The following is a 22,037-nucleotide window of genomic DNA, read 5'->3' as shown; positions in this document are numbered from 1 at the left end:
TTTTTTATGTGTGTGTGTCAAAGGTGAAAGAATTAGTCACAAATCCCTAAGTCAACATCAGCGATACATTGTACAGCGCAGAAGCAAGATAAATCCACAGTAATACAGCTATCTGTTGAGCTCCAGTCATCTACTTTACAGATTTTCTTCATGTTGATACAACAACCATCTTTGCTTAGTAAGTCTACTGTACTTTCACTAGAGTCAAATGTACATAATGGCTCTAAAACACGTAAAGTAGCACAGCATTCATCAAACATATCTTCTACGCGGAAGAATACGGATGTACAAATACAAGGATCTGCTGTTGGAGAGTTAAAGAATGCTTTGAAAGGAGTACCATCTTTTGTAATTAACATGAAAACACGTGTATCTGCTTGTGAGCGTGCAGGACTAACAATCCCGCCTAGTGGCTCTAAGAAACAGTTTGCTGTACATGGAGAACACTCATCTCGCACCGCTTGATTTTGAATATCTAAAATAGCGCGAACTACGTCACAAACGCAGCCTGCTGAATGGATTGGTCCAATAGGATTTGTTGGCTTACCACAACCCATATTGTCACCCCCTTTCCTTGTTACTACTTCTACAATATGTACTTTTGAAAACTGGACTCGGGCTTTTGTGTATTTCTTTGAATGAATAGTTTTTTTATGTGTGGAGAAACTGTAAAGAAAAGGAGGGTAAAACTTGAGGCTACTAGGAATGACGTTACCTCTCTTAGTTGTTTTATCGCTGTTAAATGGTTGTGCTGAAAAGGAAAAATTTATCGTCTATGGGTCTCCACAAAATGAAAGTGAAGTCGAAACCCTTATTAAAGAAGAAGACTATGTTGATCGCTCAACGGTTATTCAATATGACGATAGTATGCTTATCGCAGTACAAATTAAACCATGGGAAAAGTGGAAAAAAACTAAGTTAGAGAAAAAATTGCAAAAGAAATTTGAAGAGAAATATCCAAACAAAGAAGTGTTTGTCTCCGCTGATTACAAAATTTTTTATGAAGCCAATAAAATAAAAAAGGATCAGATGGAAGATAATAAATTAAGCGATAAAATTACAGAACTAAAAGAGCTTGCAAAGGAGGAGACATAAATGGAAAAAGAGCAGTATCAACAGTTAGAGCAAAATGTTACACCAAAGCCCCCTTATTTAAAGAATGTAGCAAAAGCCTTTTTCGTTGGCGGTTTTATTTGTGCAATCGGTCAAGCTGTGTCTCTTTTTTATATTATTTTCTTCAATTTTACAGAAGCAACAGCAGGAAATCCTACGGTTGCAACGATGGTATTTTTCGCAATGATATTAACAGGTCTTGGCCTTTATAAAAGAATTGGTCAATTTGCTGGGGCTGGATCAGCAGTTCCAGTAACAGGCTTTGGTAATGCTGTTATTTCGGCAGCAATCGAGCATCGTTCTGAAGGGCTAGTATTGGGAGTCGGAGGAAATTTATTTAAATTAGCAGGATCAGTTGTTTTATTTGGTGTAGTGTCAGCATTTTTTGTAGCGCTCATTAAATATATCCTCGTAACGATAGGAGTGGTTTCATGGTAATTGTATTTCAATCGAAGCCCTCTCTTTTAGCAGGTGGTGTGGTAGCAGGTCCATTAGAAAATAGGAGTATTTTTAGTCAATATTTTGACTCTGTGTATGATGATGAACGTTGGCAAATGAAAACAAACGAACAGGGACATCGTAAAATGATCGAAGAGGCCTGTGAATTTGCTATGAAAAAAATGGGCGTACAAAAAGGTGATATCAATTATTTAATGGGTGGAGATTTAGTCAACCAAATGACACCAACTAATTTTGCCGCTAGGGATTTAGAAATCCCTTTTATTGGACTCTTTTCGGCATGTGCCACATCTGTATCTTCAGTCATTATTGCATGCCTGTTAACCGAGTTAGGTGCTGCTAATTTTTCATTAGCAGGTGCCTCTAGTCAACATAATGCAATTGAACGCCAGTTTCGTTACCCCATCAATTATGGAGCACAAAAACCACAAACAGCTCAGTGGACTGTAACTGCTGCTGGTTATGCGTTAATTGGCAAGCATCGCGAGGAATATCCTTCTATAGAAGCGGCAACAATTGGCAAATCCGTTGACTATGGTATGGATGATCCTTTCCATATGGGTGCAGCAATGGCACCTGCTGCATTTCAGACGATTCAATCTCATTTACAACAGAGAAATCAAAAAATTTATCATTACGATTTAATTTTAACAGGCGATTTGGGCCAGCTTGGCTTAAAGCTATTGAAAGGAATGCTTGTGGAAAATGGCGTGAAAAATGAAGAGCTCACGTTATTACGTGATGCAGGTGCTGAATTTTATGGACAGGATGAAGCATTCCAATCTGGTGCAAGTGGTGCAGGTTGTTCGGCAGCTGTTTTTTTTAGTTATGTTATTCAACAAATGCGTGCAGGGAGCTATAAGCGAGTATTACTAGTAGCAACGGGTGCGTTATTATCTCCGCTATCCTATCAGCAAGGCGAGACGATTCCATGTACGGCACATGCGATAGAAATTACGATGAAATGAGGCAAAAAACATGGTTATGACTTTTGTATTTGCATTTATTGTTGGAGGCATTATTTGCGTCATTGGCCAATTATTAATGGATGTTGGCAATTTAACACCGGGCCATACACTAAGTACGTTAGTGGTTGTAGGCGCGATTTTGGATGGTATGGGCTTATATGAGCCATTAATTAATTTTGCTGGAGCAGGGGCGACAGTGCCCATTACATCCTTCGGGAATTCATTAACACATGGTGCTCTGGGGGAGGCAGAAAAACATGGACTTGTTGGCGTATTAACAGGCATGTTCGAAGTAACAAGCTCAGGAATCAGTGCTGCTATTGTGTTCGGCTTTATTGGTGCCTTAATATTTAGACCAAAAGGAAATATTGACTAGACGAATACCCCTCCCATTTTTACGACCGAAACATATTATAGGTTGTAGAAGGGAGGGGTGCTTTTATGGGATACCAAGGCTGGGGCTCACAACCGTACGGAAATAACGTTGGTGGGTGGAACAATAGCTACTGCGGAGGATACTCTGGAGGCAACAACTATGGTTATGGTTCTACATTTGTTCTAATTGTTGTACTATTCATTCTATTAATTATTGTTGGCGCTACTTACATCTAATTTGATGAACATAATAAAGGCTTTAGCTTTTATTTAGGAAATTCTAAATAAAGTTAAGGCCTCCACCATTTGCGAAATGTTTCGTGCAAGAAGCAAGGTCATATTGAGTTTTAATGATAGGAGGGAAAACATGCATCGCTCGTTTTTTAATTCGATTGAGCAAAAAACAGGTGTATCGATGGATGAAATCTTCGCATTAGCCAATGCCATTCAACATGCGGATTTTACCAGTGAAAAACAAGTAAGAAAAATTGTACGACGTGTTGCTAAAATATCTAACAGATCAATTACGCAAGAGTTAGAAGATAAATTAGTACAATCTATTATTCAAGATGGCGCATCACTAGATTTTGATAAAATCACTAGAATGATGAAGTAGCGCATGGCATATCTACTTGGCAATGCAGCTTGTTACGATAGAGTAGATAAATGGTGGCAAGCGAATTCGTCTCATAAAAAAGGGGTGTTACGACATTATAAATATCGTAACACCCTTTCATTAAATGTTCTTCTCCATAGCACGGTGTGGAATACCTGCATCCATAAACTCGGGTGAGGTAACTGTAAAGCCTAGCTTTTCGTAGAAGGGAATAGCATAGCTTTGTGCATGAAGTTTTAAGGTTTTTTTATTAATGGAAATAGCGTGCTTCTCCATTTCCTTCATGATTAATGCGCCTAACTTTTTGCCACGTTGGGATTGTAAAATACAAACACGCTCAATTTTAGCTGTATTGTTGTCAATACTGCGTAAACGTGCTGCTCCAACAGGCTCATCGTTATCATACATAATAAAATGTGTTGCAGTTGCATCTTCAGCATCACATTCTAGATGAAGCGGAACACCTTGCTCTTCAACAAATACTTTTTTGCGAATGGCAAAGGCATCATCGTGCTCTTGCTTTGTTTCAACAATTTTAACGGTATACAACAATCACTCAGCTCCAGACAAACGGAATGTTTCGTATGTTGTCCATGAACCATCTTCTAATTGATATAAAAGATGAATGCGATCAATTGTATCTTTTTCATCAACGCCCGTCATGCGTAATTGACCAAAAATGTCATCATGCTCTGAATCTGACATTTTTTGAGCGATTGTAATGTGTGGTACAAATACATGCTTCATTTCCCCATAAGGGATTTTTTCTTGAAGTTCATGTTGGAATGCTGCTAATTGTTCTGTTGGTTCAATGCGGAAGTAAATCGCATTTGTTGTAGGGAAAAACGAACTAATGCGAGATGCATGAATGTTTAAAGGTGCATATTTAGCAGCAAGTTCATCTAATTGCTTGACGATGGTTTGAATCTGTTCTTCAGACGCATCGAAGCTGTCCTTTAATGTCATATGCGGTGTAATCTTTGCATAATGAGGATCGTATCGTTTGCGATAAGTATTCGCTAAATCTTGCAATTTTTTTGATGGAAATGCCACAATACCGTACTTCATAGTCCATTACCTCCCGAAAATAAACAATTTTTCTAATTAAGTATAACAGAAATTTCAGTTTTCGTAATTTGAATCGCTTCATATTAATTGAAATTTTCAATTAATGCACGTCGAAGGTCTGGTTTCCAATATTTCCATGTATGATTGCCATCAAACTCGTCATAAAATGTAGTAAACCCTTTATTTATCATGAGATCATGCAATTGACGATTAGGTGTTAAAAAATCTTTGATGGTTTTATCCATTGTCACAACTTGATCTTCGCCTTTGCCGACGATATGGTAGATAGAAATAGATCCTGGATCTTTAAAATTTTCCACAGCCTTTAATACATCAGCATCTACATAAGGTGATTGTAGGATGACTTTGCCAAAGATGCTTGGATACTTTAAAGCAGCCATTAAGGAAGCAGTGGCAGCCATAGAGTCACCAATCACTCCACGACTCATACCCATTTGGTAAGTGGCATACTCCTGATCTAAATAAGGCACTAGCTCATGTGCTAAAAAGCGAAGATAGGCTTCATGTTGCTCACCGCTCGGGATATATTTATGACGTCGATCTTTTATGTCTTTGTAAGGAACAAATGCAATAATTAAATTTTCGATTTCATAGTCATCAATCAGTTCATCAGCTAGCTTTGTAATACCACCAAGTTGGAAATAATCTTTACCGTCTGATGCGATTAAAATGTTGTATTTATATAGTGGAGAATAATTTGCAGGAACATAAATATAGAGCTGTAATTCTTCCTGTAATGACTCACTGTAAAATGTTAAATCCTGTACTGTTCCCTTATCCAATGATGACACTCCTTCTTGTGTTTGTAACAAAATTGTACCATATTACGTAAGTAAAGGTATAATAGGTTGGGCTAGCATTATACTAGCAATAAAAATCGAAATGAGGGTTAAATATGCATAATAAAAGTATTCGTGTGCACTCTGACGAAGTAGCAAAGGCAGCTCAAGCCGCGTTAATTCGTAGAGGTGTAGCGATAGAGGATATCGCGCAAATTGTTTACGAAATGCAAAAAACCTATAATGAAGGTTTAACACTAGAGCATTGTGTTCATTCTGTTGAACGTGTATTACGTAAGCGAGAAGTGCAACATGCTTTATTAGTAGGGATTGAATTAGATGAATTAGCAGAGAAAAAATTATTATCTTCACCACTACAACAAATTATCGAATCAGATGAAGGTCTATTTGGTGTAGACGAAACAATTGCACTAGGATCTGTATTTACATATGGCAGCATTGCCGTTACTACTTTTGGTCATTTAGACAAGCAGAAAATAGGGATTATTAAAAAACTGGATACAGAACCCGGACATCATGTCAACACGTTCTTAGATGATTTGGTTGGTAGTATAGCAGCGTCAGCAGCTTCCCGTATTGCACATCGTATGCGTGACCTAGAAGAAGAAGGCGAAACATTCGCTGATATCGAACCTGAAGAGCTAGGACCAAAACCAAAATCACATAATGAAATTTAAAATGAGTTTCTTCTATATAAAAATGAGCCTTCTCAAATTTTGAGAAGGCTCTAATTTGTATTACTTTTTATCGTTATATGCTTTTACCAATTCTTTTACTTTTTCGCTATCTGCTTCAAGTTTTAAACCAGTATCAATTAATGGAGAGACTGTGGATACAGCTGGTTTTTTATTGCCTTGATAATAGCTAATGAATTCATCTTGGTTAATAGAGTATAGAATTGCTTTACGTAAATCTGCTGAATCAGAAACCGCACGGCCAGATGTATTCATTTGTAGGTAAGACACAGCATTACTATCTGCCGTATTTAATGTTAATTTAGCATCTGATTTGACAATATCCAGTTTCGTTTCTGGTACTGTTTGCAGAACATGAATTTCACCATTACGTAATGCAGATAGGGCACTATCAACATCAGAGATAAAACGGACATTGATTTTAGCAATTTTTGGCTCATATTCGCTACCAGCTCGATAAGCAGGATTTTTCACAAACTGTGCTTCATAATCATTTTTCTTCACTAAAATGTAAGGACCACTTGCATATAACTGGTTATTGAATGTAGCTGAACCTTCCGTTACAGTAGCTTGATCACCATAGGCAATGTCCTTGTCAGGGTTGTAGTTAGCCACATCATACGTATTAACACTTGTTACTTGTTTTTCAGATACGATACCACCAGATTGGTGTGCTAAATAGTTTAATACTTGTGGGAAAGGTGTAGGTGTTGTAATTTTAACAACTTGGTATGCACCTGCTGCATTATTAACAGCACCTTTATCTTTTGCTAATTGCGCTACAGAAGCAGGTAGGTTTTGTGATAATGCTTCTAAAACGGATTGCTCAGAGCCTGCTACTTTTTTATTTTGTAATTCAGTTAAATCAGAAACGATTTCGACTGTTTCAATGTTTTCATGAATGCTGTAAGTACGATGATCTGGTACTGAATTAGCGTCTTTCGCACGGTTTAATGAAAAGACTACATCTTCAGCTGACACTAATTCACCTGAATCAACAGCTGCACCATCTTTCACTGCTGCAAAATTGATATCATCTCGTAAAATGAAGTAATATTCTTGATTCCCTTCAGCCATTACATGGTTGTAAGATAATGAACCATCTGACACAACTTCATCTGTGTCTGTTAAGTTAACAAGACGAACATACATATTCGTGTTTAATGTGTTGATTGAACCATCATTCCCTTTGATTGGGTCTAGTGAAGTAAGAGAATTGATTGTTTGGTGTAAAATTAAAGGTTCTGTTGTATTTTTAGATGTATCATTAAATTCTATTTTTTCCCAAACTTGTGCTCGAGATTTTGGTAAAAGTACTGTTTTAGGGTTTACAAGTTCAGAGTAGATACCTTGATACTTATTGGAAATATATAAAGGCGCAATATAAGCTTCATCGAATACTAATAATTGTTCTAAATCTTTATATTTAGCTGCTGCTTCTTCACCAGTCAATGTACTCGCTTCATCAATCAATGCATCTAGTTTTGAATCTGCCACCACACTGTAGTCACCGCCAGTTTTAAATAAACCACGAACAGCATAGTCTGGGTTCCCTGTAACTGTCGTCCAGCTTGAAAGAGCAAGATCATAATTACCTGCTTCTTTTTGAGCAGAGAAAGAACCGTAATCAGGTTGAATATTTAGCTTTACATCAAAACCATTTTTCACTAATTGGTCACGCACAATATTCATATCTTCTTCAGAAGCTGCCATCCCTAATACTTCAATGGCAACCTTGCCATTGCTCTTGTCACTATCTTTTGAATCTTTACTGCCTTCTACGTCAGTTTTTGTTTGTACACAGCCAGCCAAAGCTAGTACTGCAACGAATAAAAATACAAGTAATTTCTTCATAGTTACCTCCGATTAATTTGTTTTTGGATCTAAAGCATCTCGTAAACCATCTCCTAAGAAGTTAAAGGAGAGGACAAGAAGCATAATACAAAGACCTGGGAAAATCGCGACATATGAATGTGTTTCCAGGTACGTACTACCAACTTTTAAAATATTGCCCCATTCAGGAATGTGTGGCTCAATACCTAGCCCTAAAAAACTTAAACTACTTGTGGAAATAACAGCTCCACCAATCGTTAATGTTGCTTTCACAATCATTGGTGCTAAAGAATTGGGGACAATGTGCTTGAAAATAATAGCTGCATCAGATGCACCTAAAGCTCTAGCCGATTCTACAAACTCATAATTAGCAAGCTGCATAACATTTGCCCGCATTGTACGGGCATAGGTTGGAATTGCTCCAACACTAAGTGCAATAATAAGATTCACAGTATTAGCACCAAATGCGGCGATAATAGCAATGGCTAACAATATCCCAGGAATGGCATATAAAATATCGAGACTTCGCATGATGATATTATCAGTGGATTTACCATAATAGCCTGAAAATGCTCCTAATGCGCCACCAATAACTGCGGGGATAATCGTGGAGAAAAATCCGACGATTAATGATATTTGTGCCCCAAACACAATACGAGAAAATAAATCTCGACCATAATTATCTGTACCTAGTGGATATTCTAATGTCGGTGTTTGTAGCAATGCTCCATAATTATTTTCAGTAGCGAAATCATAGTCGAAAGTCCAAGAACTTGTAACGGATAACGAGAACATGAAAATAATGAAGAATAAGCCGAATACAGCCATTGTATTGCGTAAAATCTTCTCCCATATTTTTTGCCATTTCTCAATAGAAGATGGATTTGCCCTTCGAGCCTTTTGGATAAGGCTATATCCTAGTAAAGTCGCAAATAGATTACCAGTGAAAGTCGCCAATAATAGGACAATACCTGGAATGAGCATCCATTTAGGTGCCTCAGTTGCTGTGACATATTTCGTACATAAAATGGCCATCACGATATAGAGAAGCGAGAGTACTAAGAAAACGCCCATTGCCAGTACAAAGGTATCTGTGACATATGGCTTAAATAAATTCAATGCTGCAATACCTAAGATGAATAGCTGTGTTATAAAGGCATAGGCAGCAAAAGTATATTCAGCAGTCTTTCTTTTTGACACAAGCATAAATGCAAAGGATGTCGAAAAAATATTGCCTGACAGTATCGTTATTAAAAGAGGATAGCCAAACATTCGAGTATTTTTTTGAATGTCACCATACGTTGCTAAATCCTTTTTAATTCGTAAATTGACGAAGGCAACATATGCCGTAGTGATGACATAAATAACAAAAAGAAGCAGAACCACTGGTCGCCAGCTATTGCTGGAAAAATTATAGCTATAGGCTAGAAATAGTAAAGAAAACAGTAAGGAAAAGACAAAAGTAAAATGAGAATTGACATATTCCTGTGTAATCTTCAAGAGTAGTTTGACATGTAAGATGTTTTTCACAGGTGATCCTCCTTTAAGACTTCTTCATTTTCGAGCGAATGCGTGGATCAAAAAAGGCATACATGATATCAATGAATAAATTGACAATCGAAATGGTGATGGCAATATAAACAACGCCCCCAAGAATTGCCGGAATATCAGGGATAAATTGTTTATCGACGATATAGCTACCTATACCACTAATGTTGAATACCTTTTCTGTTACAGATGCGCCTCCCAACATACCTCCAAAAAGAAGTCCAATCACCGTAATAATCGGAATCATAGCATTGCGAATGGCATGTTTTGAAATCACTTTGAATTCATTTAAGCCCTTAGCTTTTGCTGTAATAATGTAATCCTCATGAATCACCTCAAGCATACTTGACCTTGTCATCCTAGCAATAGAAGCCGTAATGGATGTTCCTAAGACGACAATTGGCATGATAAGCGAGAGCCAATTATGAGGGTTATAGGTAGCTGGAAACCATTGTAGCTTTAGAGCAAATGTCAAAATAAAAATTAAACCTTGCCAAAAGCTTGGGATGGATAGACCAATTAAAGCAATGAACATAAATGTATAATCCAAATATGAATTTGGACGAACAGCTGAAATAATTCCAACTGGTATGGCAATAGCAATAGCCATTAGCAACGACAATACGGCAATTTCAAGAGTGACAGGAAATTTTGTAGCAATGCTATGTGTGATATCTTCTTTACCTGCAAAGGATGTACCTAAATCAAATGTAAATAGACCAGATAATGCGTTCCATAGCTGTGATAAATAAGGTTGATCCAAACCATGAATGCGATTAAAGTTTTCTATTTGCACAGGTGTTGCTTCAACTCCGAGTAGGTTTCTTGCTGGATCAAAAGGTGATAAATATAAAATGGTAAACACTAATGTAGCCACTCCAACAATCACAATGAAGCTTTGTAAAATACGTTCAATGATAAATTGCAGAAATGGATTCGCAAATAAGATAAGTACTACATAAAATAAAACAGCTGGTAGAAAGGTAAGAGCCACAAAACGTTTGTTAGTTAGTTGCTGATTAAAAAATTGGGCATAGGATAGTTGTTGTATGTCCTCTTTTTGTAAATCCTGATCCACTTGCTGTTGAAGCTTCCTTTGAGCTAAGTGCTTGGCTGTGAACTGAATTTGTGACTCCAATACAGCCTCTTTAAAAAATGTAGCTTTTGCTATTTCTTGTTGCTCAAATTCCTTTTGCCACTGGGCAACCAATCCATGCTCTATATAGTACTGACTACGCAATGCAAAAGCCTGATCATAAGTGTTTGAAAGTTTCCTTTTCCGATAGATAAAGTATGTAAAAGGGTGAACTAAAATACTAAAAAGAAAAAGAAGTAGATGATAAGGCTTTTGATGCATTAGTTTTTGATAAACCGTAGAAAAGAAAATAAATTTCTCTGGTTTTAAATGATTTTTTGAAGTAACCATGCATTTCCTCCAAACGTAAATAAAATATTCAGTATTATATTGTATAATTCCTATCAGTATTGTAAAGTATGGATTATACTTGAAAGTAAGTCAATCACAAATTTTAAAAAGGATGGGTCGAATGAGTGAAAAGCTTTTAGAAATCAATAATCTTCGCGTATCCTTTATCACAGGGGAGACAGAATTTGAAGCCGTTAAGGACGTTAACTTCCATCTAAATAAAGGTGAAACACTAGGAATTGTGGGAGAGTCTGGGAGCGGGAAAAGTGTAACGGCTCGCTCCATTATGCGTTTATTACCATCGCCACCTTCATTTTTGAAATCTGGCTCAATTGTGTTTAAAGGGCAAGAACTCACTGAATTTAGTGAAAAACAAATGGAAGGGATACGTGGACAAGATATTAGTATGATTTTCCAAGATCCGATGACATCCACAAACCCTACTATTCGAATAGGTGATCAAGTGGCTGAAAGTTTAATCAAGCATCAGTCAATGTCAAAAAACGAAGCCTATCAACAAACAATAGAATTATTAAAACTGGTTGGTATTAGAGACGCAGAAGAACGGTATCGACAATACCCTCATGAATTTTCAGGTGGTATGCGTCAACGGGTAATGATTGCTATGGCGCTTGCTTGTAATCCCTCACTGCTTATTGCAGATGAGCCAACAACAGCACTGGACGTTACTATTCAAGCTCAAATCCTAAAATTGATGCGCGATATGCAAAAGAAAATGGGAACGTCTATTATTTTAATTACACACGATTTAGGCGTTGTTGCAGGTATGTGTGATCGCATCATAGTGATGAAAGAAGGAGAAATAGTTGAACAGGGCACAACAGAAGAAATTTTTGCAAATGCCCAGCATCCGTATACCCAGAAATTATTGAATGCCTTACCAAAACTGCATGAGAAAAAGCAGCCAAAAGAGATTGCTACTATTCAGCCAGGTATCGATCGACATAAACCGTTAATCGAAGTGACCCATCTATCCAAAGAATTTCCATTAGGTCGTGGTCAAACGTTGAAAGCAGTGAATGATTTATCGTTCTATATATATCCTGGTGAAACATTGGGCTTGGTTGGTGAATCTGGTTCAGGTAAATCGACTACAGGTAGGACGATTCTTCAACTTCATCAGCCTACAAATGGAGAGGTTCTATATCAAGGAATACCTGTAACGAGGCTATCGAAAAAACAGCTAAAGGCAATGCGTCGCCATATGCAAATTATTTTCCAAGACCCCTATTCATCGTTAAATCCTCGCAGAAAAATCTTAGATATTATTGGCGAGGCTCTTGATATTCATGGTCTGGTGAAGACACATGTGGAGAGGCGACAACGGGTAGAGGAATTGCTTGAACTTGTTGGTTTGAAAAAAGAGCATGCCATGCGTTATCCTCATGAATTTTCGGGAGGTCAGCGTCAACGAATTGGTATTGCGAGAGCATTAGCGGTTGAGCCAAACTTTATTGTTTGTGATGAACCCTTATCGGCACTGGATGTTTCCATTCAAAGGCAGATTGTTGATTTATTAAAAGAATTACAACAAAAGCTTGGGCTGACGTATTTATTTATTGCCCATGATTTATCCATGGTGAAGCACATCAGTGATCGTGTAGCTGTCATGTATGGTGGAAAGATTGTAGAACTGGCAGAAAGTGAAGAGCTATACGCTAACCCACAACATCCATATACACGTGCATTACTACGTTCTATTCCTATTCCAGATCCTGCAATTGAGAAGCAGAAATATACTGATGCTGATCATGCAGAAGACGTGAAAATACGTTATGAGGTAGAAAATAGTCAGTTAGTAGAGGTTTTACCAAATCACTGGGTAGCAGTGACAATATGATAGCTTGAATGTAGTAGCTTGATATTTTACAATAGAAACATCGTGAAACTTGTTGTCTTTCTGATGATGAGGTGCACAACTTATACGAATCGTAAGTATAAGCAATGATGATTAGTTGTGAGGGGCCTACTACATGAAAATGCAAGATATAAAAACATTAATAACAAGTGGTACGATTATTTTGGCTGTAGCATTGTACATGATATTTGGCAGATCACCTGCGGAAGATCAAAGTACTAAATCAGTTACAGATCAGCAAGGTACTATTACCATTGAACAAGTGGAAGGAAAAACAGGTAATAAACGCTTTGAGATAGACTATATTAAAGCATATGATGGGGATACGATTCAGGCGACAATTAATGGTGAGAAACGAAAAATTCGTCTATTAATGGTGGATACTCCTGAAATGAATTACAATAAAGGTGGCGCTCAGCCATATGCGGAAGAAGCAAAAGAGTATACGATCAATTTATTGGAAAAGGCTAAGAAAATTGAAGCGGTCTATGATGTTGGACCAGAAACAGACAATTATGATCGCCTTCTAGCCTACGTGTTTGTAGATAATGTCTTATTGCAGGAATCTTTATTAAACGAAGGGCTTGCAGTTGTACGTTATATTCATAAACCAAACAATACATTTGAAGATGCATTTAGAGCTATTCAACAAAAAGCTCAGGATGCAAAATTAAATATTTGGTCACATGAGGATTACTTCCAAAAAGATGGTTTTCACCCTGAAGTAGTTCAATAATCTATAAATCCATTACTATACGCTTTTAAGTTTAATTTTAGCTAGGAAGCTGCTTCCAGTATCTTACTGGTAGCAGCTTCCTATTTTAAATTCCCTTTGCAAAAGCTTTTGGCATGAGAGGGTGATTCCCTTTTCTAGGGTCGTCTCTCTGTATATAATGCACTCATGATATTGGTCGTAAAAATCTACTGTAGAGGTTCAGCACACGGTAGCGGAAAGCGATTGCACAAAGGAAAGCAAGATACCAGCAACGTTTTGTTTACTTAACAGTGGAAGACGGCTACTGATAAATGAAAAAATCATTTTTATTAATGTTGACAATCAATATGATAATGATTATCATTATCATACAAAGAATATTCCTTGTTCTACAATACAGTGTAGAGAGGATGAACTTTAGCTACTTTTCTCCAGAAGTTTGCTAGTTCATGATTACGCTCCTGAAACCCCCCTCATTTTTGGGAACGTTAAAAATTGTAGACGGCTCATTCTATTATAGAATGAGCCGTCTACAGTCTGAATCTATTTACTAATGAGTAGTAAATGGGTTCTCTTTTTATGCTTGTACATCTTTCGTCCATTCGGCTACTTTATCTTGATTATTGGCAATCCATTTTTTCGCAGCATCTGTGGCACTCATGCCTTCCATTATATCAAACATTACACTTTCTATATCTTCAGCACTCCAGTTGAAACGGTCAAGGACGCTATAGGCTTCAGGGGCATCCTCTTTTAAACCATTCCGCGCAAAAGTGCCAATATATTCTTCGTCTCCATATAAACCTTTGGGGTCATCTAAGTACTTTAAATCATAGGCATTAAAGATCCAGTGTGGTGACCAGCCTGTGATGATGATTTCTTCATTATTAGAGATAGCTTGACTGAGGGCTGCGGTCATTGCACCAGCAGACGAGGTCAATACATTCCAACCTTCCAGATTCTTATATTCCTTATAGGCATTTTCTGTCGTAGCCATCATATTAGCTCCTGGTTCAATGCCTGTAATGGTTTGATTAGCTTGGTTTGTTAAATCTTCAATAGAATCGACATCCATATAACTTGGTACAACCAAACCAATCTTAGCACCAGTTAGGTTTTCTCCTAAGTTCTCTATCTTATTGTTGTATTTTTCTACTTGTGGAGCATGTGTTTGTGGCAACCAAGCAGATACCATACCATCGACCTCTCCGTTTGCAAGTGCTTCCCACATGATCCCATTGTCTAAAGGTGTCACTGTTACCTTATATCCTAAATCTTCTAGTACTTGTCCTACTACATGTGTAGATGCAACTTCAGTATCCCATTCAACATATGCTAAATTGATTTCACCTTTATCAGTATTCTTTGTGTCCTCATTTTCTGAACCACATGCAGTTAACACAATAAGGCATATAAATGCTATTCCTATTTTCAATAACTTGATGAGTTTCATATTACATCTCCTTTCTATTATTTCTTACATAAAAATAAAAATATTAACAAGTAACAACTTAATTTTATAAACAAGTTGTTACTTTTGTCAAATTGATGGTTTAGTCACACCGTGCTAAAAAGATGAAACATAATCAACTAACTTATTTGAGCCCATTAATTTTTTTATTGTTGTCATACGATAGGTGAAAATGGAGACGGAGATTTGAGGAGGCTTAGTATGCATTGGATTACAATTATTCTAATAGGAATCGCTGCGAATTTAGATAACTTGGGGATTGGTCTAGCCTATGGAGTTAAACAAGTTAAAATTCCAATTTTATCAAATGCTGTGATTGCTGTTATGTCGATGATTGTCACATATGTCGCAGTAACAGCTGGTAGCACAGTTGTTGAGTATATTTCACCGCATACTGCCAATTTACTAGGGAGTTTACTACTGTGTGTGATTGGTATATGGACTTTGATGTCCAATAATTTTTCTAATCAGCGGATAGCAGGAAATCCCGAATTATTTGATGAAGATAAAAATCTAGTAATCTCAACAAGAGAAGCAATGGCACTTGGCTTTGTCTTGTCAGCAAACTGTTTAGCAGGAGGGATTGCAATAGGCGCAAATGGCATCTCAGCCCTTTGGACAGTCATTTCCATAGGCGTATTTTCCTTTATCACAGTTGGAGTAGGAAGTAGATGTGGCTCTTTACTAGCAAAAACGTTTATTGGCAAGCATTCTACAGCAATCTCAGGATGGCTACTTATCATGATTGGTATTTTTGAGGTTTTTGCAAAATAATATATTGCTGCGGCTAAATATCACCAAATATTGGTGATATTCTTTTTATTACATAGAGAGGGATGTACCGATGACTCGACTTTTTTTATGTTTTAAAAATTTATTTTTAATTACTTGACGTAACTAAATTATTAATATATAGTAGGTTACAGAAAGTAATTAAAAACTTTTCATAAGCTAAGATGTAAACACATAAGTAACTACAAATGTTTATCCTATCCAATTTTGGGTAACATAAAAGATGTAGTTGCTTCATATTTTAAAATATATCTCGAAATCGAGATAAAATCAACCAATTGGAGGAATTTATAATGGCAAAATGGAACATTGATTTAGGACACTCAGCAATTAACTTTCAAGTAAAACACATGATGGTATCAAAAGTTAAGGGTGTATTTGACAGTTACTCAGCTGATATTGAGGCAGCAGATCTTGCAGATTTAACAACTGCTAACATTAGTTTTACAATCGATCCAGCAAGTATTAATACACGTAGCGAAGATCGCGATAATCATTTAAAAGCAGCAGATTTCTTTGATGCCGAAAAATATCCAACGATTACGTTTAAATCTACAAATATTGCTAAAAAAGCAGGCGATGAATATGCAGTAACTGGTGATTTAACAATCAAAGACGTTACAAAATCAGTAACATTTGATACAGAATTTAATGGAAAAGGCACAAATCCATGGGGTCAAGAAGTATACGGCTTTGAAGCTGAAACAACAATTAATCGTGAAGACTTTGGTCTAACTTGGAATGCGGCATTAGAAACTGGTGGGGTCCTTGTTGGGAAAGATATTAAAGTAACGGTTGAATTAGAAATTAATCCAGCTTAAAAATAGATAGCTAGGGCATGTTTGAAGTAATCTTCAAACATGCTTTTTATATAGCTCAAAATAGATACTTGTGAATGAAGAAATCTAGTAAAAAGAATTTGAGAAAAATTTCCAGTAAATAAGTTTCTTGCATATTTTTAGTAATTACTGCATATAAATCATCATATTGTTTTTGGGGGCGATAGGATGAATGTATTAGTGACAGGTGGCTATGGTTTTATTGGCAGTGCAGTAGGTAGGCGCTTTTTTGAAGAAGGTGCAACGGTTTATATTATTGATAATTTAAGTACGGGGCATTTACGGAATGTTGACTTCGAGCATAAATCCTATCTTTTAAATGTTGAGGATGAGGTTTGCGAGCATCTCTTTAAGGAAATAAACTTTGATGTGGTCGTCCATTGTGCAGCGCAAACGAGCGTGCAGCAATCTATCCAGGAGCCAGTAAAGGATATTTTGACAAATATAGTTGGGCTTAGCCAAATGCTTTTTTTATCATCCAAGTATAAGGTACAGCACTTTGTCTTTGCCTCCTCAGCAGCTGTTTACGGGGATAGTCACTATCCTCCATTAGAGGAATCAGATGTCTGTGAACCAATATCTATGTACGGATTAAACAAGAGCATTGGCGAAACCTACTGTGAGAAATGGCAAAAAGATTATCGTTTGCCCGTTCTTATCTATAGATTTGCCAATGTTTTCGGGCCAAGACAGCAAATGCAAGGTGAAGCAGCTGTGATTCCAAGTATGTTAAAAAGCAGTATGGCAGGTAAACCATTTACAATTTATGGTGATGGTGAACAAACACGTGATTTTATTTATGTAGACGATATTGCTGATGCTATTTACGCAGGTGTATCTGCACGTTTACAAGGCACGTATAATGTATCCACTAATGAGGCTTGGTCAATTCACCAGGTCATCTTACTGCTCCAACACTTAAACCATCCACTTGAAATTCAATATGCCCCAGCACGAGAAGGAGATATTGAGCATTCATTTTTAAATAATGATAAATTAGCCAATGCAATTGGTTGGAAGCCTAAAATATCTTTTGCAGAAGGCATTGAACGTACATTGCATGCGCTACAAAATGAATCATTAGCAGAAATTCAACAAAAAAGTGGATAAAGTAAAAAGACATATTACATTGAGTAATATGTCTTTTTCTATGTCTATAGTATAATAATTCATTAAAGAAATGGTTGTGGACGGAGGTTTACATATGCTTGTAGATTTTAGAGTAAAGAATTGTTTAAGTTATAAAGATGATACGTTGTTTTCAATGGTAGCTGGAAGTCGCCTACGAAAATGGAAGGATACCCATACAATTCAGTTTGATACACTTCGTCTTGTAAAAAGCGCATTTATTTTTGGTCCAAATGGAAGCGGAAAATCTAATCTGTTTACGGCTATTAAAGTATTACGTTCCTTGCTTTTTAATTTTGAAAACTTAAATAATGTAAAGCAGTTACGTCTACCCTATCAACCGTTTAAGTTAGGAAGTCAGCAAGACAAACCAACAGAGTTTATGATATCGCTTTTTTTGGACGGAGCTTTATATGATTATGAAATACAGTATAATGCTTCTCAAGTTCTTTATGAACGTCTTGTGAAAACGAACAAGTCACTGAAGGAAGAACTATTTGTCAGACAATGGGATGGTACAGAATATTCTTATGAGACATTTCAAACAGCTTCACAGGAATTGACAAAATATACTCGTAATAATACAGCCTTTCTATCCGTATTACATGTTTTTAATGATCCAGACGCTTTAAAGATATTCGATTGGTTTTTACATAAAATTCTTTTCCTAGATGAAGCAAATCGGTTATCAAGTCATCCTCTTATTCGTAAACTTGAAGAGGAGCCCTTTAAAAAGGAAGTGATCAAACTGCTAAAAATTGCAGACCTCTCCATTCAAGATGTCACGGCTAGACGTGTGGAACGCAGAGAGAAAAATACAATTGGCTATGAGTTTGATTCGCCTGAGGTGATTCAAGAAGTAGATATTGATCTACATTATTTATCATTTGATGAAGCAGGTGCACCGATAGGGACAAAAACAATTAATTGGACAATGGATTCTAAGGGCACAGTGCGAATGCTACATTTAGCCTGTGTGATGGTGGATGCTTATAATAAAGGAAAAACCATTTTTATAGACGAATTCGACACAGCCTTCCATGTATCGATTTGTGAGTTTTTAATGGCTATTATGAATAGCAAACGCAATAGCAGTAATCAATTTGTCGTGACAAGTCATGAAATAGAATTACTTGATCAGCCACTACGCGCCGATCAAATTTGGTTTGTTAATAAAAGCTTTAAAAATGAATCGGAACTATACTCCTTATTTGATTTTGCAGATTTACAAAGGAAACGTGGAGATCTTTCTTATGCGAAACGCTATATGAAAGGGGAATTTGGTGCAACGCCTGTCATTAATGAGTATTTATCTGAACAATACTTAGAAGAAGCGGAGGTATCTGAGCAGTGAGAGTACGTCAACAAGGGAGCCGAACACTGCGTAAAACTATTTTAATTTATTGTGAAGGTGAAACAGAACGCATCTATTTTGAACAAATGCGTATTTTAAAGCGCTCTAAGATGGTTAGCGTCAAGATAAAAAACGTTAAACGTTCAGCGATTAAGCTTGCCCAACATGCTTATCGAGATTCCAGCTACCAATACTTTGATGAAGTTTGGATTGTTTTTGATAAGGATGATCTAACCGAAAAGCAACTAGAGGAAGTAAATCAATTTTGTGAGGAAAAAAATATTCATATTGCCTATACAAATGAAGCATTTGAATTGTGGTTACTCTTGCATTTTGAGGAAGTTGATAGTACAGAAAAGTACCCTCGTGCTGTCCTTAATGACAAAATGGAACAGCACCTTGGTGTGAGTCGTTATTTCCGACATAAGGCTGATGAATCCCTCATAGCCCCCATTGCATTACGACATGAGTTAGCGATTAAAAATTGCACAGATATGATGGCACTTCGAGAGACAGAGAGCCGTGACAACCCATACTGTAACATACATGAAATGATACGATACATATTTTAAGATTGAGCAGGTTTTCTATTAACAAATAGAAGCCTGTTTTTTATCTTTACATAATGCTTTGTCGGAATGAAGGTATGTTTCTTTTTCCGAAACATATAGTGTATATGGAGCGAAATTAGTACATGTATGAAAGGGGATTGTGTGGATAACTCAAAGTCGAATCAATCCAAAAATGGAGAAGGAAACCCAAAGGATCATCAATTAGAGCCGTTTCGTGTCGAAAATGAGGGTACGAAAATGACAACGAATCAGGGACTAAGGGTGTCCAATGATGAGGATTCGTTAAAGGCAGGTGTTCGTGGTCCGACAATTATGGAGGATTTTCATCTTAGAGAAAAAATTACCCATTTTGATCATGAACGCATTCCAGAGCGTGTTGTACATGCCAGAGGTTTTGCAGCACATGGCGAGTTTGAATTATATGAATCCATGTCGGAATATACGAAGGCAAAATTTTTGCAGGATCCGAAAAAGAAGACACCTGTGTTTGTCAGATTTTCGACAGTGGTAGGGAGCTTAGGTTCAATGGACACAGCTCGTGATGTACGTGGGTTTGCAACAAAATTTTATACGGATGAGGGGAATTATGATTTAGTTGGTAATAACATCCCTGTATTTTTTATTCAGGATGCCATTAAGTTTCCCGATTTAATTCATGCCGTAAAGCCTGAGCCTCATAATGAAATGCCACAAGCAGCCTCTGCACACGATACTTTTTGGGATTTTGTAGCCAGTAATCAGGAAATTGCACATATGGTAATGTGGGTAATGTCTGACCGTGCCATTCCACGAAGCTTTCGTATGATGGAAGGTTTCGGTGTGCATACATTCCGTTTCGTCAATGACAAGGGAAGATCAAGATTTGTGAAATTCCACTGGAAGCCTGTGCTAGGAGTGCATTCTCTTGTTTGGGATGAAGCACAAATAATTGCAGGGAAGGATCCAGATTTTCAACGGAGAGATTTATGGGAAGCCATCGAAATTGGAGATTATCCAGAGTTTGAGTTAGGCATACAGATACTAGAACCTGAGGATGAATTTAAATTTGATTTTGATATTTTAGATGCGACAAAGCTTTGGCCAGAGGAATTAGTACCTGTGAAGAAAATTGGAAAGATGACCTTAAATCGCAATGTAGATAATGTCTTTGCTGAAACAGAGCAAGTTGCCTTTCATCCAGGTAATGTTGTACCTGGCATAGATTTTACGAATGATCCTCTACTACAAGGTCGATTGTTTTCCTATTTAGATACACAATTGATTCGATTAGGTGGACCAAATTTTGCAGAAATCCCTATTAATCGCCCGATTTGCCCAGTGCATAACAATCAACGTAATGGCTTTAGTCGACAGACCATTAATTTAGGCAGGGTAAGCTATCATAAAAATTCATTAGCAAATAATACACCAGCTACCTCTACTGCAAGAGAAGGCGGATATGTTCATTATGAAGAAAAGGTTGAAGGAAGAATCACGAGAGCGCGTAGTAAATCCTTTAACGATCACTTTTCACAAGCAAGGCTATTTTGGAACAGCATGTCTCCACCTGAAAAACAACACATTATCGATGCCTTTAGCTTCGAAGTAGGAAAAGTGAAAAGTAAATCTGTTCGACAGCAAGTAGTGGATATGTTTGTTCATGTGGATAAAGAAATGGCTACCACAGTGGCAGACAACGTTGGTGTTAATCGACCTAATGGCGAGCAGTCTAAAGTAACGGCCTCTTCACCTGCACTGAGTCAAGCCAATACCGTTAAATTACCCTATACGTTGAAAGTAGGCGTCTTAATTGGTGATGGCTTTGATGCAAATGAAGTCGGGGAAGTATTGAAATATTTAACAAGACAAGGTGTGCGCTATAGCATAATCTCTGATCGACTAGGTGTGGTAATAGGGAATAATGGTGTGCAATTAACGGCTACTGACACATTTATTACAACCGATGCTGTATTATTTGACTCATTATATGTTGTTGGAGTAAAGGCAAGTAATCAGGCGAAATTCAATACTTATATCGTCAATTATATAAATGAAGCATATCGCCACTTTAAGCCTATAGGATTTGCTGCAACTGGCACAACCTTCTTCAATATGTCGAATGCCAATGTAGGGCCAGGAATCGTTTTAGCTACAGGTAATAAAGATTTTCCGAAAAAGTTTGTAGCTGCCATTGCCCAGCAACGATTTTGGCAACGAAATATTTATTAAAAAGATCAATGAGCGTCGAATACTCATGAAAGAGAAGCAAATACCCGCGGAGAGAAAGCCTTATACCTGCGAAAGAGAAACGAATGCTCATAAACGTATATAAATAAGTCAAAAGGCCTTTCATTGTAATGAAAGGCTCAGACTGTAGACAAACTCA

Annotated in this window: 23 protein-coding genes; 15 read left to right on the top strand and 8 right to left on the bottom strand. The window is 37.1% G+C overall.

Going from position 1 to position 22,037, the window contains the following annotated elements; translation table 11 throughout:
• Window positions 1-32: 32 nt before the first annotated feature.
• Window positions 33-557 carry a CotY/CotZ family spore coat protein gene (locus BFM98_RS00875; RefSeq protein WP_004230953.1) on the bottom strand — a complete coding sequence of 175 codons (525 nt, stop codon included), beginning with the start codon at window positions 555-557 and terminating at the stop codon, window positions 33-35.
• 133 nt (window positions 558-690) lie between these two features.
• Here BFM98_RS00875 and BFM98_RS00870 point away from each other — a divergent pair, with 133 nt between their 5' ends.
• The 6 genes from BFM98_RS00870 (at window position 691) to BFM98_RS00850 (ending at window position 3,531) form a co-directional block, all read left to right on the top strand.
• Window positions 691-1,095 carry a YhcN/YlaJ family sporulation lipoprotein gene (locus BFM98_RS00870; protein WP_225340734.1) on the top strand — a complete coding sequence of 135 codons (405 nt, stop codon included), beginning with the start codon at window positions 691-693 and terminating at the stop codon, window positions 1,093-1,095.
• Window positions 1,096-1,551, top strand: coding sequence for a stage V sporulation protein AC (gene spoVAC, locus BFM98_RS00865; RefSeq protein WP_004230957.1), 456 nt, complete (start codon window positions 1,096-1,098; stop codon window positions 1,549-1,551).
• Window positions 1,545-2,540, top strand: a complete 996-nt coding sequence (locus BFM98_RS00860) for a stage V sporulation protein AD (protein WP_054549787.1) — start codon at window positions 1,545-1,547, stop codon at window positions 2,538-2,540. Before spoVAC ends, BFM98_RS00860 begins: the two co-directional genes overlap by 7 nt.
• Window positions 2,541-2,556: 16 nt before the next feature.
• The gene (gene spoVAE / locus BFM98_RS00855) at window positions 2,557-2,916 is read left to right on the top strand and encodes a stage V sporulation protein AE (protein WP_483306192.1); all 360 of its coding nucleotides are present in this window, start codon (window positions 2,557-2,559) and stop codon (window positions 2,914-2,916) included.
• Between the two features lie 65 nt (window positions 2,917-2,981).
• Window positions 2,982-3,152, top strand: a complete 171-nt coding sequence (locus BFM98_RS23225; protein ID WP_009374137.1) for a YjcZ family sporulation protein — start codon at window positions 2,982-2,984, stop codon at window positions 3,150-3,152.
• Window positions 3,153-3,282: 130 nt separating this feature from the next.
• Window positions 3,283-3,531: a stage VI sporulation protein F gene (locus BFM98_RS00850; RefSeq protein ID WP_004230969.1), complete on the top strand. Its 249-nt coding sequence runs from the start codon at window positions 3,283-3,285 to the stop codon at window positions 3,529-3,531.
• Between the two features lie 120 nt (window positions 3,532-3,651).
• Here BFM98_RS00850 and BFM98_RS00845 read toward each other — a convergent pair whose 3' ends face one another.
• From BFM98_RS00845 to BFM98_RS00835, 3 genes are all read right to left on the bottom strand, one after another.
• On the bottom strand, window positions 3,652-4,080 hold the full coding sequence (locus tag BFM98_RS00845; protein ID WP_026023480.1) for a GNAT family N-acetyltransferase: 429 nt from the start codon (window positions 4,078-4,080) through the stop codon (window positions 3,652-3,654).
• Window positions 4,081-4,083: 3 nt separating this feature from the next.
• Window positions 4,084-4,599 (bottom strand): YjcG family protein, encoded by a 516-nt coding sequence (locus BFM98_RS00840; RefSeq protein ID WP_048392020.1) that lies wholly within the window; start codon window positions 4,597-4,599, stop codon window positions 4,084-4,086.
• Between the two features lie 83 nt (window positions 4,600-4,682).
• Window positions 4,683-5,402 carry an alpha/beta hydrolase gene (locus tag BFM98_RS00835; RefSeq protein ID WP_054549789.1) on the bottom strand — a complete coding sequence of 240 codons (720 nt, stop codon included), beginning with the start codon at window positions 5,400-5,402 and terminating at the stop codon, window positions 4,683-4,685.
• Window positions 5,403-5,515: 113 nt separating this feature from the next.
• Here BFM98_RS00835 and BFM98_RS00830 point away from each other — a divergent pair, with 113 nt between their 5' ends.
• Complete coding sequence (locus tag BFM98_RS00830; protein WP_054549790.1) at window positions 5,516-6,097, top strand: phosphatidylglycerophosphatase A family protein; 582 nt, start codon at window positions 5,516-5,518, stop codon at window positions 6,095-6,097.
• A gap of 60 nt (window positions 6,098-6,157) precedes the next feature.
• Here BFM98_RS00830 and BFM98_RS00825 read toward each other — a convergent pair whose 3' ends face one another.
• From BFM98_RS00825 to BFM98_RS00815, 3 genes are read right to left on the bottom strand one after another with little or no spacing between them, the layout of a single operon-like run.
• Window positions 6,158-7,969, bottom strand: coding sequence for an ABC transporter substrate-binding protein (locus BFM98_RS00825; RefSeq protein WP_054549791.1), 1,812 nt, complete (start codon window positions 7,967-7,969; stop codon window positions 6,158-6,160).
• A gap of 12 nt (window positions 7,970-7,981) precedes the next feature.
• A complete protein-coding gene (locus BFM98_RS00820; protein WP_048392016.1) occupies window positions 7,982-9,478 on the bottom strand; it encodes an ABC transporter permease in 1,497 nt (498 codons plus the stop codon).
• A 13-nt stretch (window positions 9,479-9,491) separates the two neighbouring features.
• On the bottom strand, window positions 9,492-10,922 hold the full coding sequence (locus BFM98_RS00815) for an ABC transporter permease (RefSeq protein ID WP_054549793.1): 1,431 nt from the start codon (window positions 10,920-10,922) through the stop codon (window positions 9,492-9,494).
• A gap of 121 nt (window positions 10,923-11,043) precedes the next feature.
• Here BFM98_RS00815 and BFM98_RS00810 point away from each other — a divergent pair, with 121 nt between their 5' ends.
• Complete coding sequence (locus BFM98_RS00810; RefSeq protein WP_054549794.1) at window positions 11,044-12,783, top strand: ABC transporter ATP-binding protein; 1,740 nt, start codon at window positions 11,044-11,046, stop codon at window positions 12,781-12,783.
• Between the two features lie 133 nt (window positions 12,784-12,916).
• A complete protein-coding gene (locus tag BFM98_RS00805) occupies window positions 12,917-13,537 on the top strand; it encodes a thermonuclease family protein (protein WP_066036266.1) in 621 nt (206 codons plus the stop codon).
• Between the two features lie 556 nt (window positions 13,538-14,093).
• Here the strand turns inward: BFM98_RS00805 and BFM98_RS00800 are convergent.
• Entirely contained in the window at window positions 14,094-14,969 is an 876-nt protein-coding gene (locus BFM98_RS00800) for a glycine betaine ABC transporter substrate-binding protein (RefSeq protein WP_054549796.1), read from the bottom strand.
• Between the two features lie 219 nt (window positions 14,970-15,188).
• On the opposite strand from BFM98_RS00800, the gene BFM98_RS00795 reads away from it, so the two are divergent.
• The 6 genes from BFM98_RS00795 (at window position 15,189) to BFM98_RS00770 (ending at window position 21,880) form a co-directional block, all read left to right on the top strand.
• Entirely contained in the window at window positions 15,189-15,761 is a 573-nt protein-coding gene (locus BFM98_RS00795) for a manganese efflux pump (RefSeq protein WP_048392011.1), read from the top strand.
• 311 nt (window positions 15,762-16,072) lie between these two features.
• A complete protein-coding gene (locus BFM98_RS00790; protein WP_004224534.1) occupies window positions 16,073-16,600 on the top strand; it encodes a YceI family protein in 528 nt (175 codons plus the stop codon).
• A 186-nt stretch (window positions 16,601-16,786) separates the two neighbouring features.
• On the top strand, window positions 16,787-17,728 hold the full coding sequence (locus tag BFM98_RS00785; RefSeq protein ID WP_048392010.1) for an NAD-dependent epimerase/dehydratase family protein: 942 nt from the start codon (window positions 16,787-16,789) through the stop codon (window positions 17,726-17,728).
• Between the two features lie 94 nt (window positions 17,729-17,822).
• Window positions 17,823-19,100 carry an AAA family ATPase gene (locus tag BFM98_RS00780; protein ID WP_066036265.1) on the top strand — a complete coding sequence of 426 codons (1,278 nt, stop codon included), beginning with the start codon at window positions 17,823-17,825 and terminating at the stop codon, window positions 19,098-19,100.
• Window positions 19,097-19,672, top strand: a complete 576-nt coding sequence (locus BFM98_RS00775; protein WP_048392008.1) for an RloB family protein — start codon at window positions 19,097-19,099, stop codon at window positions 19,670-19,672. Before BFM98_RS00780 ends, BFM98_RS00775 begins: the two co-directional genes overlap by 4 nt.
• Before the next feature lie 126 nt (window positions 19,673-19,798).
• The gene (locus BFM98_RS00770; RefSeq protein ID WP_054549798.1) at window positions 19,799-21,880 is read left to right on the top strand and encodes a catalase; all 2,082 of its coding nucleotides are present in this window, start codon (window positions 19,799-19,801) and stop codon (window positions 21,878-21,880) included.
• Window positions 21,881-22,037: the final 157 nt, after the last annotated feature.

Source organism: Lysinibacillus sp. AR18-8, from assembly GCF_001705465.1.
Classification (GTDB): Bacteria; Bacillota; Bacilli; order Bacillales_A; family Planococcaceae; genus Lysinibacillus; species Lysinibacillus capsici.
The sequence above is the reverse complement of the archived record's forward strand: the minus strand, read 5'-3'. Positions and strand labels throughout refer to the sequence as shown.

Excerpts from the sequence above, each read along its gene's own strand:
- BFM98_RS00875 (WP_004230953.1), bottom strand. The coding sequence starts at position 557 with ATGGGTTGTGGTAAGCCAACAAATCCTATTGGACCAATCCATTCAGCA.
- spoVAC (WP_004230957.1), top strand. The coding sequence starts at position 1,096 with ATGGAAAAAGAGCAGTATCAACAGTTAGAGCAAAATGTTACACCAAAG.
- BFM98_RS00860 (WP_054549787.1), top strand. The coding sequence starts at position 1,545 with ATGGTAATTGTATTTCAATCGAAGCCCTCTCTTTTAGCAGGTGGTGTG.
- spoVAE (WP_483306192.1), top strand. The coding sequence starts at position 2,557 with ATGACTTTTGTATTTGCATTTATTGTTGGAGGCATTATTTGCGTCATT.
- BFM98_RS23225 (WP_009374137.1), top strand. The coding sequence starts at position 2,982 with ATGGGATACCAAGGCTGGGGCTCACAACCGTACGGAAATAACGTTGGT.
- BFM98_RS00850 (WP_004230969.1), top strand. The coding sequence starts at position 3,283 with ATGCATCGCTCGTTTTTTAATTCGATTGAGCAAAAAACAGGTGTATCG.
- BFM98_RS00840 (WP_048392020.1), bottom strand. The coding sequence starts at position 4,599 with ATGAAGTACGGTATTGTGGCATTTCCATCAAAAAAATTGCAAGATTTA.
- BFM98_RS00830 (WP_054549790.1), top strand. The coding sequence starts at position 5,516 with ATGCATAATAAAAGTATTCGTGTGCACTCTGACGAAGTAGCAAAGGCA.
- BFM98_RS00825 (WP_054549791.1), bottom strand. The coding sequence starts at position 7,969 with ATGAAGAAATTACTTGTATTTTTATTCGTTGCAGTACTAGCTTTGGCT.
- BFM98_RS00815 (WP_054549793.1), bottom strand. The coding sequence starts at position 10,922 with ATGGTTACTTCAAAAAATCATTTAAAACCAGAGAAATTTATTTTCTTT.
- BFM98_RS00810 (WP_054549794.1), top strand. The coding sequence starts at position 11,044 with ATGAGTGAAAAGCTTTTAGAAATCAATAATCTTCGCGTATCCTTTATC.
- BFM98_RS00805 (WP_066036266.1), top strand. The coding sequence starts at position 12,917 with ATGAAAATGCAAGATATAAAAACATTAATAACAAGTGGTACGATTATT.
- BFM98_RS00800 (WP_054549796.1), bottom strand. The coding sequence starts at position 14,969 with ATGAAACTCATCAAGTTATTGAAAATAGGAATAGCATTTATATGCCTT.
- BFM98_RS00795 (WP_048392011.1), top strand. The coding sequence starts at position 15,189 with ATGCATTGGATTACAATTATTCTAATAGGAATCGCTGCGAATTTAGAT.
- BFM98_RS00790 (WP_004224534.1), top strand. The coding sequence starts at position 16,073 with ATGGCAAAATGGAACATTGATTTAGGACACTCAGCAATTAACTTTCAA.
- BFM98_RS00785 (WP_048392010.1), top strand. The coding sequence starts at position 16,787 with ATGAATGTATTAGTGACAGGTGGCTATGGTTTTATTGGCAGTGCAGTA.
- BFM98_RS00780 (WP_066036265.1), top strand. The coding sequence starts at position 17,823 with ATGCTTGTAGATTTTAGAGTAAAGAATTGTTTAAGTTATAAAGATGAT.
- BFM98_RS00770 (WP_054549798.1), top strand. The coding sequence starts at position 19,799 with ATGAAAGGGGATTGTGTGGATAACTCAAAGTCGAATCAATCCAAAAAT.